Annotated in this window: 14 protein-coding genes; 6 read left to right on the top strand and 8 right to left on the bottom strand. The window is 42.6% G+C overall.

Annotation, left to right across the window (positions count from 1 at the left end; translation table 11 throughout):
• Positions 1-351: 351 nt before the first annotated feature.
• The 8 genes from J2Z65_RS14595 to dnaA form a co-directional block, all read right to left on the bottom strand.
• Positions 352-1,416, bottom strand: a complete 1,065-nt coding sequence (locus J2Z65_RS14595) for an HD domain-containing phosphohydrolase (RefSeq protein ID WP_167054972.1) — start codon at positions 1,414-1,416, stop codon at positions 352-354.
• An 83-nt stretch (positions 1,417-1,499) separates the two neighbouring features.
• Positions 1,500-3,992, bottom strand: a complete 2,493-nt coding sequence (gene gyrA, locus J2Z65_RS14600) for a DNA gyrase subunit A (protein WP_167054970.1) — start codon at positions 3,990-3,992, stop codon at positions 1,500-1,502.
• Between the two features lie 46 nt (positions 3,993-4,038).
• Positions 4,039-5,955, bottom strand: coding sequence for a DNA topoisomerase (ATP-hydrolyzing) subunit B (gyrB, locus tag J2Z65_RS14605; RefSeq protein WP_209855886.1), 1,917 nt, complete (start codon positions 5,953-5,955; stop codon positions 4,039-4,041).
• 68 nt (positions 5,956-6,023) lie between these two features.
• On the bottom strand, positions 6,024-6,272 hold the full coding sequence (gene remB, locus J2Z65_RS14610; protein ID WP_127454100.1) for an extracellular matrix regulator RemB: 249 nt from the start codon (positions 6,270-6,272) through the stop codon (positions 6,024-6,026).
• 5 nt (positions 6,273-6,277) lie between these two features.
• Positions 6,278-7,396 (bottom strand): DNA replication/repair protein RecF, encoded by a 1,119-nt coding sequence (gene recF / locus J2Z65_RS14615; RefSeq protein ID WP_167054968.1) that lies wholly within the window; start codon positions 7,394-7,396, stop codon positions 6,278-6,280.
• A 28-nt stretch (positions 7,397-7,424) separates the two neighbouring features.
• Positions 7,425-7,640 (bottom strand): S4 domain-containing protein YaaA, encoded by a 216-nt coding sequence (yaaA, locus tag J2Z65_RS14620; RefSeq protein WP_127454096.1) that lies wholly within the window; start codon positions 7,638-7,640, stop codon positions 7,425-7,427.
• 11 nt (positions 7,641-7,651) lie between these two features.
• Complete coding sequence (dnaN, locus tag J2Z65_RS14625) at positions 7,652-8,794, bottom strand: DNA polymerase III subunit beta (protein ID WP_167054966.1); 1,143 nt, start codon at positions 8,792-8,794, stop codon at positions 7,652-7,654.
• Between the two features lie 178 nt (positions 8,795-8,972).
• Entirely contained in the window at positions 8,973-10,337 is a 1,365-nt protein-coding gene (gene dnaA, locus J2Z65_RS14630) for a chromosomal replication initiator protein DnaA (RefSeq protein ID WP_167054964.1), read from the bottom strand.
• Positions 10,338-10,971: 634 nt separating this feature from the next.
• Between dnaA and rpmH the strand changes: the two genes are divergently transcribed.
• The 6 genes from rpmH to mnmG all read left to right on the top strand — a co-directional run bounded on the left by rpmH (position 10,972) and on the right by mnmG (position 16,450).
• A complete protein-coding gene (gene rpmH, locus J2Z65_RS14635; RefSeq protein WP_028557239.1) occupies positions 10,972-11,106 on the top strand; it encodes a 50S ribosomal protein L34 in 135 nt (44 codons plus the stop codon).
• A 137-nt stretch (positions 11,107-11,243) separates the two neighbouring features.
• Entirely contained in the window at positions 11,244-11,603 is a 360-nt protein-coding gene (gene rnpA / locus J2Z65_RS14640; protein WP_167054962.1) for a ribonuclease P protein component, read from the top strand.
• Between the two features lie 71 nt (positions 11,604-11,674).
• The gene (gene yidC, locus J2Z65_RS14645) at positions 11,675-12,448 is read left to right on the top strand and encodes a membrane protein insertase YidC (RefSeq protein WP_240159580.1); all 774 of its coding nucleotides are present in this window, start codon (positions 11,675-11,677) and stop codon (positions 12,446-12,448) included.
• Positions 12,445-13,062: an RNA-binding cell elongation regulator Jag/EloR gene (jag, locus tag J2Z65_RS14650; RefSeq protein ID WP_167054960.1), complete on the top strand. Its 618-nt coding sequence runs from the start codon at positions 12,445-12,447 to the stop codon at positions 13,060-13,062. Before yidC ends, jag begins: the two co-directional genes overlap by 4 nt.
• A gap of 73 nt (positions 13,063-13,135) precedes the next feature.
• The gene (mnmE, locus tag J2Z65_RS14655; RefSeq protein WP_167054958.1) at positions 13,136-14,512 is read left to right on the top strand and encodes a tRNA uridine-5-carboxymethylaminomethyl(34) synthesis GTPase MnmE; all 1,377 of its coding nucleotides are present in this window, start codon (positions 13,136-13,138) and stop codon (positions 14,510-14,512) included.
• A gap of 48 nt (positions 14,513-14,560) precedes the next feature.
• Entirely contained in the window at positions 14,561-16,450 is a 1,890-nt protein-coding gene (gene mnmG, locus J2Z65_RS14660; protein ID WP_167054956.1) for a tRNA uridine-5-carboxymethylaminomethyl(34) synthesis enzyme MnmG, read from the top strand.
• Positions 16,451-16,453 lie beyond the last annotated feature (3 nt).

The following is a 16,453-nucleotide window of genomic DNA, read 5'->3' on the forward strand; positions in this document are numbered from 1 at the left end:
CCAGGATCAAACTCTCCATAATAGAAAAGCTTAATTGTACTCATTGACTTGCTAGCGAGATTATACAATCTCATTTATAGTCGATTGCTCGACTGCGCTTTACTCACTCGTTGTTCAGTTTTCAAAGATCAATTTCTTCCTTATTCATCCATCGCTTCAAAAGCGACCTGATCAATATACCACATCAGCCTATTCGATTGCAAGAACTTTTTTTCAATTTCTTTTGTTCTTTCGTTCGACCGCCGAAGCGACAAGGAGTAATATAACAAATCTAGAAACAGAATGCAAGCATTTTCTTATATTCTTTTTCAAAATAAGAAAACCCCCTTATTCAGAGGGGGTCATAGCATTTTATATATGTCCGATAACTTCTTGAATAAACAAGCTTCTATCGACAATTAAATTAACGATCGTTCCATTAACGTTCACCCAGGGCCTTGTCGGATGTGAGCGGTCCGAGAATACAATCTCTCCGATACGATTATCGCTGAGTTTAACGAGTGTTCCATTGCTGATTTGCGTAGACTTGTTTATAAAGACCTGAACCAAGGTGGGATCTACTTTACCGAAGGACTCCGTGAAAAGCTGCTCCAGTACGATATAGGGAGACAATGCTGTTTTGTGGAAGCGTTCGTTCGTCATCGCAGTATAGATGTCCGCGATCGCTACTATTTTGGCATACATATGGATCTTGTCGCTTTTGACTCCTAATGGATAACCTGAACCATCTTCACGTTCGTGATGCTGAACGGCAGTTAATTTCACACCTTCATTGATCCCTGAAATATTTTTCAGAATCTGATAACCAATTAGCGTGTGTTGCTTGATCTCCTCCATCTCGAACTCCATCAAGCGGCCCTTTTTCTCCAGAATAGATGAATCCACCTTGGAAATGCCGATGTCATGTAAGAGGCCGGCTAGTGCGATTTGCATTAAATCTTTTTGAGGAAGCCCATGCCATCTGGCTAATGAATAGGAGGTCAAGCTAACCATAATGCTCTTGTGATAAATGTAATCTTGGAGGTTGCGGTTTTTGGGAGTGAAAGTGAGTACTTTGTATGTGTCGATATGCTGAATTAGTGCTTCAAGTCCGTTACGAATATCTAGGATCGGTAATGGTTGTCCACCATTGGCAAGTAAGAAAACGCGTTTTAGAAGCTTTAACATATTCTGATACTCTACGTAAAAAGGAGGAACTGAATGAATCTCTCTCGCCTTCGTTTCCTCCATCGCTTCCGGCTCGATGCCGTTCTTCGAATCAATAAAAACAGAAGGAATGAGAAATGCTTTGAGAACCTCAATATCTCTATCATTGATGACTTTACCTTTATTAAAAAGGACATTCCCCAATTTCGTTACTACATTATCGCCTAGTTTTTCACCATGTTTTAATTGAGAAACGGCAACTGTCGGCACTATCGCTCACTCACCTTACTTTGTCTTATACATCCTATTGTAAATTAAAAGGGATGGGTTTGTAAGCCCATCCCTGCAATTTATTATTCTGTATCCGTTGATTCAGACTCAGTTTCTTCCCAATCGCCGTCTTCCTCATTCTCGGATTGTTCTTCGCTCTTCTGTACCCGAGCCAAGGTTCCAACTTCATCGTCTTCACGAATATTGATGAGGCGTACACCTTGCGTATTACGGCCCATCACTGAAATACCGTCCATACTTGTCCGGATGACAGTACCGGAAGCCGTAATAATCATGAGATCCTCGTCTTCCTGTACAACTTTGAGACCAACAACAGGACCGTTTTTATCCGTGACGTTCAAGGTTTTAATCCCTTTACCACCACGTGATTGGATACGGTACTCGGAAACAGGTGTTCTTTTACCGAAGCCTTTGGACGTTACTATCAATACACTATTATCCTCGTGTACAACGTCCATATCAATTACAGCATCATCCTCATCGAGTTGGATACCTTTTACCCCAGTAGCCGATCTACCCATCGAACGCACATCTTGTTCCGGGAAATGAATCGACATGCCGAGTTTGGTCCCCATAATGATACCTTGATTGCCGTCTGTTAATTTTACGCCAATGAGATCATCGTCATCACGTAAATTGATAGCGATTAGACCGCCTTTACGAATATTCGAGTAATCGTCAATTGGTGTTTTCTTCACAACACCCTGCTTCGTTGCGAAGAACAAATACTGATCCGTTTCGAAGCTTTCAACCGGGATCACCGCATTGATCGTTTCACCTTGCTCGATCTGAATCAAGTTAATGATCGGAGTTCCACGGGCCGTCCGGCTCAAATCTGGAATCTCATAAGCTTTCAACCGGTACACTTTCCCCTTATTCGTAAAGAACATGAGGTAATGGTGTGTATTGGTTACGAACAAATGTTCCACAAAATCGTCGTCTTTGGTTCCCATACCGACAATACCGCGTCCTCCACGCTTCTGGTTCTTATACGTGGTGACAGGAAGACGTTTAATATAGCCAGTATGCGTAATCGTAATTACGACATCTTCACGTGGGATGAGGTCTTCATCTTCGATGCTTTCCTCGCCAATCGTAATTTCAGAGCGGCGATCGTCGCCGAATTTCTCTTTAATTTCATTGAGTTCTTCGCTAATGATTGCTAGAATCAGCTGCTCATCGGCGAGAATCGCTTTAAGTTCAGCGATTTTCTTCATGAGCTCTGCGTATTCAGCTTCAATCTTCTCGCGCTCTAATCCGGTTAAGCGCTGTAGGCGCATATCCAGAATCGCTTGAGCCTGATCGTAGCTTAAATTAAACGTGTTCATGAGGACATCTCTAGCTTCTTCCGTTGTCCGGGAAGCACGGATCAAAGCAATAACTTGATCCAGATGGTCCAGTGCGATCCGCAAGCCTTCCAAAATGTGAGCGCGCGCTTCTGCTTTGCGCAAATCATATTCCGTTCTGCGGCGGATAACTTCCTGTTGGTGCTTAAGGTAGTATTGCAGCATCTCACGAAGATTCAATACTCTTGGTTGGCCGTTAACGAGCGCAAGCATAATAATACCGAAATTAGACTGCATAGCCGTCTGCTTAAACAAGTTATTCAGAACGACATTCGGATTGACGTCACGTCGCAGTTCAATGACGACACGCATCCCGTTGCGGTCGGACTCGTCCCGGAGATCCGTGATGCCATCGATCTTTTTCTCGCGAACGAGCTCTGCAATTTTCTCAACCAATCTTGCTTTATTCACTTGATAAGGCAGTTCATTAACAATGATTCTAGCCTTGTTGTTGTTTTCTTCAATGACGGTTCTTGCCCGCATTGTGACAGAGCCTCTACCCGTGGAATAGGCTTGTCTAATTCCCTCGCGACCTAGAATAAATCCGGCTGTCGGGAAATCCGGTCCTTTGATAGCCTGCATTAAATCCATAGGGGTAACATCAGGATTTTCAATCAGCATTTGGATGCCGTCAATGACTTCTCGAAGGTTATGAGGAGGAATGTTCGTTGCCATCCCTACCGCAATACCTGAGCTCCCGTTCACGAGCAAATTCGGAAAACGCGATGGAAGAACAACAGGTTCTTGTTCTTCACCATCGTAGTTTGGCGCATAATCAATCGTTTCTTTATTGATATCGCGAAGAAGTTCCATCGCAATTTTGGACAAACGAGCTTCCGTATAACGCATGGCTGCTGCCATATCGCCGTCGATCGACCCAAAGTTACCGTGCCCATCAACAAGCATGTAACGAAGGGAGAAGTCTTGCGCCATACGAACCATCGTTTCATAAACGGCTGAATCTCCATGAGGGTGATACTTACCGATAACTTCGCCGACGATTCTCGCGGATTTCTTATATGGTTTATCTGGAGACATGCCTAGTTCAGACATCGCAAAGAGGATACGACGATGAACCGGCTTCAGACCGTCTCTTACATCTGGGAGTGCACGACTGACAATGATACTCATCGCATAGTCTAAGAAGGATGTACGCATTTCGGTAGAAATGTCAATTTCTTTGACTTGCGAACGTAATTCTTCGCTCATGAATGTTCCTCCTGAAAGCTTACATCGTTAACAACGTCTAAGACGTTTAGACATCTAGATTTTTCACGTAAATTGCGTGTTCCTCGATGAAATCTCTTCTAGGCTCTACATTATCACCCATCAAAGAGTCAAAGAGTGTATCCGCTTCAATCGCATCTTCGATCGTCACTTGCAGCAAGGTACGGCTTTCCGGGTCCATTGTGGTTTCCCATAATTGTTCAGGATTCATTTCACCAAGTCCTTTGTAACGCTGTACATTGACTTTGGCACCCTCGCCGAACTCTTGCATAATCGCTTCTCTTTGCTTTTCATTGTAGGCATAACGTACGGTTTTATTTCTCTCCAATTTGAAAAGGGGAGGCTGTGCAATATATACATAACCGGATTCAATCAGCTTTTTCATGTATCTGTAGAAGAACGTAAGAAGGAGTGTACGAATATGCGCTCCGTCGACGTCGGCATCTGTCATGATAATAATTTTGTGATAACGGGCCTTATTGATATCGAAATCATCACTGATCCCTGTACCAAAGGCTGTAATCATCGCCCGAATCTCCGTATTGGACAAAATACGATCTAATCTGGCTTTCTCAACGTTCAAAATCTTTCCGCGAAGCGGAAGAATCGCTTGGAAGTGACGATCACGTCCTTGTTTAGCAGATCCGCCTGCAGAGTCACCTTCTACGATGTAAATCTCACTGATGGAAGCATCTTTGGAGGAGCAATCTGCTAGTTTACCTGGCAGAGCGCTTACTTCCAGCGCACTTTTACGACGAGTCAATTCTCTCGCTTTACGTGCCGCTTCTCTGGCTCTTGCCGCTTGAATCCCTTTTTCAAGGATGCGCTTTGCAACCGCCGGGTTTTCTTCCATGAAAGTTTGCAGTTTCTCAGCAAATAAAGACTCGACAATACCGCGAACTTCGCTGTTTCCTAATTTCGTTTTCGTTTGCCCCTCGAATTGAGGCTCCGGAATTTTCACGGAAATAATCGCAGCAAGCCCCTCACGGACATCATCCCCTGAAAGGTTAGAGTCGCTTTCTTTCAGTGAGTTCGATTTACGGGCATAATCATTCAAGATCCGCGTAAGCGCGCTTTTAAACCCGGATTCGTGCGTACCGCCCTCATGCGTATTGATGTTATTGGCGAAAGAATAAATATTCTCTGTATAGCTATCGTTGTATTGAAGAGCAATCTCAATGGAGATGTTATCCTTTGCGCCTTCTACGTAGATCGGCATCTCATTGACGACTTCCCGATTTCGATTCAAATGTTGAACGAAGGATATAATCCCGCCCTCGTACATATGGGTTGTTACCGTATCCGTGCGTTCGTCGATTAGATTAATCTCAATTCCTTTGTTCAGGAATGCAAGCTCACGAATCCTGGACTGGAGAATATCGAAATCATATTCCGTCGTTTCTTTGAAAATTTCGGGATCCGGCTGGAACGTTACCTGAGTTCCCGTTTCTTCCGTTTCACCAATAACTTTCACGTCATACTGAGGCGCACCGCGGCGATATTCTTGCTGATGAATTTGGCCTTCACGCTTAACTTGAACGGTAAGATGCTCAGACAATGCATTAACAACAGAAATACCTACTCCGTGCAAACCACCTGACACTTTATAACCCGAATCATCTCCACCGAACTTACCGCCGGCATGAAGAACCGTAAGTACTACTTCCAATGTCGGACGCTTTAGCTTCGCATTTTCACCGACGGGAATTCCACGGCCATTATCAATAACGGTAACGCTATTATTCTTATGAACTATGACATCAATCTTGGTACAGAAGCCGGCCAATGCCTCATCAATACTATTATCGACAACTTCCCATACGAGATGGTGAAGTCCACGGGCGCTTGTCGAGCCAATGTACATGCCCGGCCGTTTTCGTACGGCCTCTAAACCTTCAAGTACCTGAATCTGACTGTCATCGTACGCATTTTGATTCACGGACATGTTAATCTCCACCTGCTTTTTTATAGTGAGATAAACCTCTTATACTCTCTTATGTGAACAACAAAAGGTTAGTTCGTTAACAAAAGATGCGCTCTTTTCTTGAGCGTGGTAGAGGAGATCGGGGAATAATACACCTTACTCTTCGTAACAACGAGTGATTTGCATTCTTCCTCACCGATTTTTTCTGTTTTTTTATCCTTAACAGCTTGTTGAATGAATTGTTTCGATATCTTAGAAGATTTCTCTATCGAGATATCGAATATAGCAATCAGTTCGGAAGCTCTAATAATTTTTTCTCCACCCAAATGAATAAACATGCTCCTCAGCTCCTGCCACTTACATTTCCTTTCAAAACATGAAACACGGAAGCATGGTTCAGCTGGTCCAAATGGACACTCTCTAGACCCGTCGTGGTAATAAACGTTTGGACTTTTTCTTGGAACGTGCGGATCAACTGCGTCTGCCTATATTCATCAAGCTCTGAAAGCACATCATCAAGCAATAAAAGAGGATATTCGCCAACTTCCTCATGGATGAGTTCAATCTCTGCCAGCTTAAGGGAGAGTGCAGTTGTTCGCTGCTGCCCCTGAGAGCCGTAGGTTTGGACTTCTTTGTCGTTGATGTAAAAAAGAAGATCGTCGCGATGAGGGCCCACGAGTGTAACGCCTCTTCGGAATTCCTGATCTCTGACCAATGATAACTTTATCATAAATTGGTTTAATAAAACAGATTCATCTTCAAACGGGCCAATGTCAAAAGAAGGGGAATAGCGGATCAGCAGCTCTTCACTGTCATTCGTAATCCCTCGATGAATCGTTTCCGCCCATTGTTGCAGCTTCTTAATAAAGTTTTGACGCTTTTTCATAATTTTAACACCATACAGTGCTAATTGTTCGTTCCAAATGTCCAACATGGCGTCTGGCGAGCCTTTTCCAGCAAAATTTTGCTTTAAATAATTGTTACGCTGCAGCAAAATTTTCTGATATTGCGACAGATCATAGAGATAGGATGGCTGCACTTGGCCAATTTCCATATCCAGAAACCGGCGTCTTACACCAGGCGTTCCTTTGACAATTTCCAAATCTTCCGGCGCAAACATCACGACATTGAGCGCACCGATAAAATTACTGAGTTTCTTTTGCTCGAGACCGTTTATCTTCGCTTTCTTACCTTTGGACGAGATAGTGAGATCGAGCTGGCAAGTTCCGTACCGCTTTTGAATTTGAGCGTGCAGCTGTGTTTGGTCACCGTTCCAGCCAATCAGTTCTTTATCTTGATGGGTACGGTGAGATTTGGTCATAGCCATGACATAAATGGATTCCAGTAAATTCGTTTTTCCCTGTGCGTTAGGCCCTACAAATATATTTACATTGCTATCCGTAGTCAACTCGATCTGATCGTAATTCCGGTAAGACTTAAGCGCGAGTCTGTTCAAAAACATGTTTACTCATCCCCCCGGCTTGGCCCAATCAGGAGCTAACGACTTCGAATTGTCCGAAACCCTCCACGGTAACGATATCCTTCGGAACGAGTTTCCGTCCTCTGCGATTTTCTGCTTGCCCGTTCACTTCAATTTTTGTATCCACAACGAAAAATTTCGCTTGTCCACCTGTGGATATGCAGTCCGATAATTTTAGAAACTGTCCGAGTGTGATGTAGTCCGTGTTAATTGCTATTTGCTTCATTGGTGCACCCCTTAATTCGTTGTTCGATATGGCAAGATCAGCTGTAAAATGTTTGTCGAATCTTGCGGTTTCATGATGATAGGCTGCATAGCTCCAGTAAATCCAATATGAATAAACTCAGAGTCGAGAACTTTAAGCGCATCAAGCATATATTTGGAGTTAAAAGAGATTTTTAATAAATCACCGGCAATATGCTGCAGGTTAATTTGTTCGGTTACTTTGCCTAGCTCGGAGGAGCTGGATGAAATTTCGATCGTTTGGTCTTCCAGCATCATCATTTTTACAATATTCGTCTTATCTTCTTTGGACAAGAGGTAAGCGCGATCGATGGCTTCAGCCAATTCTTTTGTCGGAACGACCATTTCGGTTTGAAAAGACTGTGGAATAAGCTTCGATGTGTCGGGATACGTACCGTCCAAGATGCGTGAATAAAATAAAATGGAATGAATTTTGAATAAAACTTGATTGTCCGAAATAACTATATCAATAAGCGAATTTTGATCTGGCAAAATTTTGCTTAATTCATTCAATGTTCGGCCGGAGATAACAATGTTCGGCAAATTATGCGCGTTATCGTTATCAACGGTCACTTCTCTGGAGGCTAGGCGATGACGGTCACAAGCAATGAATTTCAGTTTATCACCGGTGATATTCCAAAGTACTCCTGTAAGAATCGGCGTTGATTCATTCGTAGATACCGCATAGGAGGTTTGCTTAATCATCGTTTTGAGCAAATCGCTAGGAAGACGAAGCATTTTGCTTTCTTCGATTTCTGGCAGCAGCGGATATTCATCTGGATCGAGTCCCATAATTTGAATTTCGGAAGAACCAGAACGAATAATGGTTTGAAAATTATTACCTACTTCAATTTCGATTAGTTGAGCAGGGAGCTTACGGATAATTTCAACGAAAAATTTGGCTGGAAGCACAACGCTCCCGGCTTGATATAACTGAATAATTTTGTTTGTACCATTTTCGCTTGGCGTAAAGCTTTGAATCGAAATATCTGTATCGCTTGCCGTAAGGGTTACACCGCTTAACGTTGCATCTATTTTGATCCCTGTAAGAATGGGGATTGTTGTACGAGACGAAATGGCTTTGGAAACGTGACCAATGGATTCTATTAAATGGTCTTTAAGGATTGTTAATTTCATGACTTCACTCCTGCAGTTCTTTTTTGGGGTGCGTTAGCATATCTATTTATAATAACATTCTTTATTAGTAATAGCAGTAGGGGCTCTGGATATGTGGATATGTGGATTAACCATATATAAGGCAAGCCTATCCACATGTGCATAGATTGTGTATAGGCTCACCCGGAATCAAATGTTATCAAGAGGGGTTTTTGATGCGCTCCGTAAGATTATGAACGATCTTGTAGAGCTCTTGGTCCGCTTGCAACATTTGCGATATTTTTTCATGGGCATGGATAACCGTTGTATGATCACGGCCTCCAAAATTATCTCCGATTTTCGGCAAAGAGAAGTCCGTTAGCTCACGTGCCAGGTACATAGCGACCTGTCTAGGGAAAGCTACAGCTTTTGTACGTTTACGCGCTTTGAAATCCTCTAGCTTCAATCCATAGAATTCACCAACACGCTGCTGAATATCCTGTATGGTAATGACCTTTGGCCGATTTGACGGAATAATATCCTTCAAGGCTTCGGCAGTCAGATGCACGCTGATATCCTGATTAATAAGAGAGGAGTACGCGACTACGCGTATAAGCGCACCCTCAAGCTCACGAATGTTCGTATCAATTTGGTTTGCGATGTAGATCATGGCTTCATTCGGAATTTCGAGATTTTCCGCTTTTGCTTTTTTGCGCAGAATGGCAATTCGCGTCTCTAGATCAGGAGGCTGAATGTCGGTAATCAAACCCCACTCAAATCTAGAGCGCAAGCGGTCTTCCAGGGTCGGAATCTCTTTGGGAGGCCGGTCACTGGAGATAATAATCTGCTTACCTTCCTCATGAAGTGCGTTAAATGTATGGAAAAACTCCTCCTGCGTACCTTCTTTACCCGCGAGGAATTGAATATCGTCAATGAGTAGCACATCGATGGTTCTATATTTATTTCGAAATCCTTCGCCGCGGTTATCACGGACGGCATTGATGAATTCATTCGTAAATTTCTCTGACGAAATATATAAAACTCGAGCTCCAGGGTTATGTTCCAGGACATAATGGCCGATGGCGTGCATCAAGTGGGTCTTTCCTAAGCCTACGCCTCCATATAAAAAGAGCGGATTGTAAGCTTTCGCCGGCGCTTCGGCTACAGCTAATGAAGCTGCGTGTGCGAACCGATTGCCCGATCCAATAACGAACGTGTCGAAGGTATATCTTGAATTCATCATATTCGTGAAGTTTTCTTCACCAGCTACAATCGCAGGACCCTTGGGCGGTATAACAGCTGGCTGCGCCGCGGCAGATTGAGCTTTCTGCTCATCGGTTTCAATGACAAATTTGACTGAAACGTGTTTGCCGGTGAAATCATAAATCGTGCCCTCAATCAGCTTGGTATATCGGCTTTCCAACCATTCCTGAGCAAAATTGTTGGGCGCACAAATAACGACAGTAGAATCATTAAAAACTGTCGCTTTCGTTGATTTTAACCAAGTATCGAAGCTTGGTTTGCTGAGTTTAGTTTGGATAATCGATAATATTTGCTGCCATAAGTCCGTAGAATGGCCTTCCACAGTAATTCACTCCTTTGAAATCAAACATGTGGCGTAGGGCCAGTTTTTTGAATAATCGATTTGTGTATAAATCATTATGGATGAAACTCTAACTGGAGCGATCCGAATGTTGCTTAGATTGAACTCAATCAGAGTATATTCTGCGCGATTTACGGCGAAATGAACCTTCATGTCTGATGGGGTCAAAAAAGGACGGCTTTTGTCGTTTTATCCACATTATTAAGAATCGGTTAAAATGACTTATTCTTGTAGAGGGAATTTTGTTCACAATGTTATCCACAGACTGTTGATAAATCGGAGAATTGGTCGTGTATATCCACAACAGAAACATTATCATCTTATCAAAAGATAGCTTGTTAATCAACGGATTGTTTGGTATTATCCACAATTACAACAAGTTGTGCATAGAAATTGTTCACAACACAAGATATTGTTAATATTCTGTTGATTTTCGACAAGCTTCTCTTTTTCGAGATGAAATTTTATACACAGGTTATTCTTTTTCGATTTTTTGTAATCCATTTGGCATTTCCTTCTGCACACTCGGGTAGGTTGACTTTCTTTAGTGATGTATGATTTAATGAGTAGTAGAAATTTTGTAGGATGGATATCCTCAGGTAGGGAGGTGCTATAGATGGGTCCGACGTTTAACCCGAATACGAGAAAGCGTAAGAAGAATCATGGTTTCCGTAAAAGAATGAGCACGAAGAACGGCCGTAAAGTTCTACAAGCTCGTCGTCTTAAAGGAAGAAAAGTTCTTAGCGCGTAAAAAGAGGCTCCGGAAGGGGCTTTTTTTTTTGCATTTGGATGGACTGGTTTATATGCCGTCATTTCGGTCAAAAATAAATAAGATGTCTAGTTCTGTTCTGCTTATTTGAATGTTAACGGTCTGGAGCGTAAATTTCTGTGGAAAAAGAATATAGATTAGCTAAAAGAGAAGACTTCAATAAGATTTACCGGTATGGCAAATCAATGGCCAATCATCAGTTCGTTCTATATTATTTGCCTCAGCCTAAATTGGAAAATTTCCGACTTGGCATATCTGTGAGTAAAAAAGTGGGGAATGCGGTTGTCCGGAACCGCTTGAGGCGAATGGTCAAAGAGATCATCCGTTTGAAAAAAGAGAATTTGATGCCACATTATGATTACATTTTGCTCGCCAGAAAACCCGTTGTAGACATGGAATATGCTGAGATGGAAAAGAGCATCTGGCATGTTATCCGAAAAGCTTCTTTATTAAAAAGAAACGACACAATAAAAAAGTGAAGCTATATTTCCTTGCACGCTGAAATTGTGTTATAGTTTATGTTGGAAAAGATATTTAGGAGGATCTCATTTTGACTCGTCGACTCTATTTGCTTGCAGCTGTTTCTGCGTTGATCTTATTGTTGTCAGGATGTAGTCCTAGTAGCTCTGCTATGGCACCAATTGATCCTAATACCGCAAGTTTTTTCGTTAAATATTTCGTGTACCCGCTTTCGCAAACGCTCGACTGGTTCGCCGTTAAGTTATGGGGCCAATATGGTTTATCCATCTTAGTCGTGACCCTCATTATTCGTCTCATCATTTTACCTCTGACACTGAAACAGTATAAGAGCTCTAAGCGGATGCAGGAATTGCAGCCTGAGATGAAAAAGCTTAAAGAAAAGTATAAAGATGATGCGAAGAAACAGCAGGAAGAAACAATGAAGTTATTCCAGTCAAATGGTGTGAATCCGTTAGCCGGATGTTTCCCGATCATTGTTCAAATGCCAATTCTGATTGCGCTTTATCAAGCTATCATGCGTAATGACCACATTCGTGAACATACTTTTTTATGGATGAATTTAGGCCAGCCTGATCACTACTACATACTTCCTTTGATCGCCGCGGCAACGACTTTCGTTCAACAAATGTTTATGTCTTCTCAAATGAATCAACAAATGAAAAGCTTACTATACATTTTCCCGGTAATGATTTTCGTAATGTCCATGAATTTCGCAGCTGCTCTGCCGCTGTACTGGATTTACGGTAATATTTTCACCATTATTCAGTCTTACTTTATTTATGGTTCTCCTGGAAAACAAAAAAATCCTGGATCTCAAAATAATAAGGGTGGCCTGTCCAAATGAAAAAAATTGTGGTGACTGGAAAAACTATTGAGTTGGCGGTGAAAGCCGGTCTTTCTCAATGGCAGGTTTCGGAGGATCGTGTAAAGATTCATATTTTGGAGCAACCCTCGCGAGGGTTGTTCGGGTTTATTGGTTCCAAAGAAGCTAAGGTTGAGCTTGAATTGATACCAGATCCACTTGAGGAAGCCATTGCTTTCTTACAAGATATGTTCGAAGCGATGAAAATTTCCATCACCATAGATACGACAAAGGATCGCGAAGGCTACCTTTTGAATATGAGTGGCTCTGAGTTAGGGATTTTGATCGGAAAAAGAGGACAAACCCTTGATGCGCTGCAGTATTTAGTTAATATTGTCGCAAATCGTTATGCGAACTCGCATTTTCGCATTATCTTAGATGCGGAAAATTTCCGTGACAGACGGAAGAAAACGCTGGAGGAACTAGCCTTAAGGCTGGCGAATCGTGTCATAAAGTCGAAAAAAGAAGTTATTTTGGAGCCGATGAACTCGCAAGAGCGCAAGATTATTCATGCTGAGTTGCAAGGGCACCCTGTTGTCAAAACATATAGCAAAGGCGAAGAACCGAATCGTCGGGTTGTAATCGCCGTCAAATAACGTTAGCCGCAATGACTTATGCTCATGTCATTGCTTTTTCTTTAAGATGAGGTAAATTCGAGGTGTAAATACTATGTTAAATGATACGATTGCTGCTATTTCTACGCCACTCGGCGAGGGTGGGATAGCGGTTATTCGTGTGAGCGGAGATGAAGCCGTTCCACTGGTGGAGCGCGTTTTTCGCTCAAAAACGAAATTATCTGATGCTGTGACGCATACGGTACATTATGGATTCATTGTAGAACCTGCTTCTGCCGAAAAGGTAGAGGAGGTTCTCGTTACTTTAATGAAAGCTCCTCGTTCATTTACGATGGAGGATGTGGTAGAAGTCAGCTGCCACGGGGGCATCGTCTCTGTGAAGAAGGTGCTGGATTTGCTGCTGCAGCAAGGGATTCGATTGGCTGAACCTGGCGAATTCACGAAACGAGCTTTCCTAAACGGTCGAATCGATTTGACACAGGCGGAAGCTGTTATTGACTTGATCCGTGCCAAATCGGATCGAGCTTTTAAGGTAGCGTTGAAGCAGGTTGAAGGAAATTTGTCGAAACAAATCAAGCATTTGCGATATGTGCTTGTCGAATTAATGGCACATGTCGAAGTGAATATTGATTACCCAGAGCATGATGTTGAAGAAATGACGAATGCTTTCATAAAAGGCAAATGCGACACGGTTATGGTTGAAATTGACCGTCTTTTGGTGACCGCTGAACAAGGTAAAATCTTGCGCGAGGGAATTGAAACAGCAATTGTCGGCAGGCCGAATGTTGGGAAATCCTCGCTGCTGAATGAATTGGCGCAGGAAAATAGAGCGATCGTAACGGATATTCCAGGTACAACTAGGGATGTCATTGAGGAGTTCGTGAATGTTGGCGGTATTCCACTCAAGTTGTTGGATACTGCGGGTATTCGAGAAACGACGGATATTGTGGAACAAATCGGAGTCGAACGATCAAAAACGGCGCTAGCTGAGGCGGACCTCATTTTATTGGTGCTGAATAGCAATGAGGAACTCCAATTAGATGAGATTGCGCTAATGAAGCAATTGGCCGATAAGCAAACGATTGTTATTTTGAATAAGATCGATTTGAGTCGAAGATTGGATGTCGAACAAGTTCTGAGTTATTTTCCAAAAGAACGTATTGTCGAGTTATCTCTGATTGAGAATAAAGGTATCGATGATTTAGAAAAAGCGATTGCTGCGATTTTCTTTGAGGGTAAACTAGAATCAAGTGACCTGACGTATGTTAGTAATGTTCGACACATATCTTTGTTGAAGCAAGCGAAACGTTCCTTGCAGGATGCACTCGATGCTAACGAGCAGTATGTGCCGATTGACATGATACAAATCGACATCCGAGCGGCATGGGAGCAGCTTGGCGAAATTATCGGTGATTCTGTTGGTGAATCATTGATCGATCAAATTTTTACACAATTCTGCTTAGGTAAATGAAAACCGACAGCATTTTCGTTTTCATAAAAGAGGGAGGGACTTTGAACGATGGGATATCATGCAGGTGATTATGATGTTATTGTCATCGGCGCCGGACACGCAGGTTGCGAATCTGCTCTGGCTTCTGCCCGCATGGGCTGTAATACACTACTTTTAACAATCAATCTGGACATGGTTGCTTTCATGCCATGTAATCCATCTATTGGTGGTCCTGCGAAGGGCCACGTCGTTCGAGAAATCGATGCGCTCGGTGGCGAGATGGGTCGTAACATCGACAAGACATACATTCAGATGCGAATGCTGAATACAGGGAAAGGTCCAGCTGTGCATGCACTTCGGGCACAAGCCGACAAATTTTCATATCAGCACAAAATGAAAGAAACGATTGAAGCAACAGCTAACTTAACGTTACGCCAAGGCATGGCCGAGGAGCTCATCGTTGAAAACGGAGTAATCAAAGGAGTTATTACAAAGACTGATGCCGAATACTATGCAAAAGCAATAGTGCTTACGACAGGTACTTATCTAAGAGGTAAAGTTATTATGGGTGAGCTTATGTATGAGAGTGGCCCGAATAATCAACAGCCTTCTGTTAAGTTATCCGAGTCTTTGCGTAAGTTAGGCTTTGATCTGGTTCGTTTTAAAACGGGAACTCCGCCGCGGGTTCATAAGGATTCCATTGATTTTAGCAAAACGGAAATTCAACCTGGTGATGATGAACCTAAATTTTTCTCTTTTGAAACAAAGACGGGTTCTAATGAGCAATTGCCTTGTTGGTTAACGTATACGTCTGAAGAAACGCACAACATCATTAACTCGAATTTGCATCGAGCTCCAATGTTTTCGGGAGCCATTGAAGGGACTGGACCAAGATATTGTCCTTCCATCGAGGATAAAATTGTTCGTTTCGCCGACAAACCGAAGCATCAAATTTTCTTAGAGCCAGAAGGCCGCAATACATCCGAGTATTATGTTCAAGGGTTATCTACGAGTATGCCTGAAGATGTGCAGCTTGGCATTTTGCGCTCAATCCCAGGACTTGAAAAAGTAGAAATGATGCGTACCGGTTATGCCATTGAATACGACGCAGTTGTTCCTACACAACTAAAGCCATCTCTTGAGACTAAGCTTGTTAGCGGATTATTTACTGCAGGGCAAATCAATGGGACATCTGGTTATGAAGAAGCTGCTGGGCAAGGGGTTATGGCCGGGATTAATGCGGCTCGTAAAGTGCAAGGCAAAGAGGCGGTTGTTCTGGATAGGTCAGAAGGATACATTGGCGTTCTTATTGATGATCTAGTGACGAAAGGAACGAATGAGCCTTACCGTCTATTAACATCACGCGCTGAATACCGTTTGCTGCTTCGTCATGACAATGCAGATATGCGGTTAACGCCTATCGGCCATGAAATTGGTTTGATTTCTGAGGAGCGCTATGCGACATTTTTAAACAAGAAGGCATTAGTCGATCAAGAAATCGAACGTTTGAATACGGATAAGATTAGACCGGAACCGCATGTCCAACAGTTGTTGGAAAGCTTGGAAAGCGTGATTTTGAATAATTCTGTTCCGGCTATCGCACTTCTTCGTCGTCCTGAAATTGAGTATAAGCATATTGAGCAAATGTCTCCTTCACCACTCGAGCTGGATGATGAAATGAAGGAACAAGTTGAAATTCAAGTGAAATATGCGGGTTACATTGAAAAGCAAAGCAATCAAGTAGAACGTCTGCGAAAAATGGAAAAGAAAAAGATTCCTGATGATATTGAGTACAGCGAGATTCACGGGATTGCGACGGAAGCTAAGCAAAAACTGGCTAAAATCCGTCCGATATCGATTGGTCAAGCTTCGCGTATTGCGGGTGTTACTCCATCGGATATTTCGATTCTTCTTGTTTATTTGGAACACTATAACAGAGTCACTGCGGCTAGAGGTTAATAT

Origin of the sequence: Paenibacillus aceris, assembly GCF_017874035.1 — a bacterium.
GTDB lineage: Bacteria > Bacillota > Bacilli > Paenibacillales > NBRC-103111 > Paenibacillus_E > Paenibacillus_E aceris.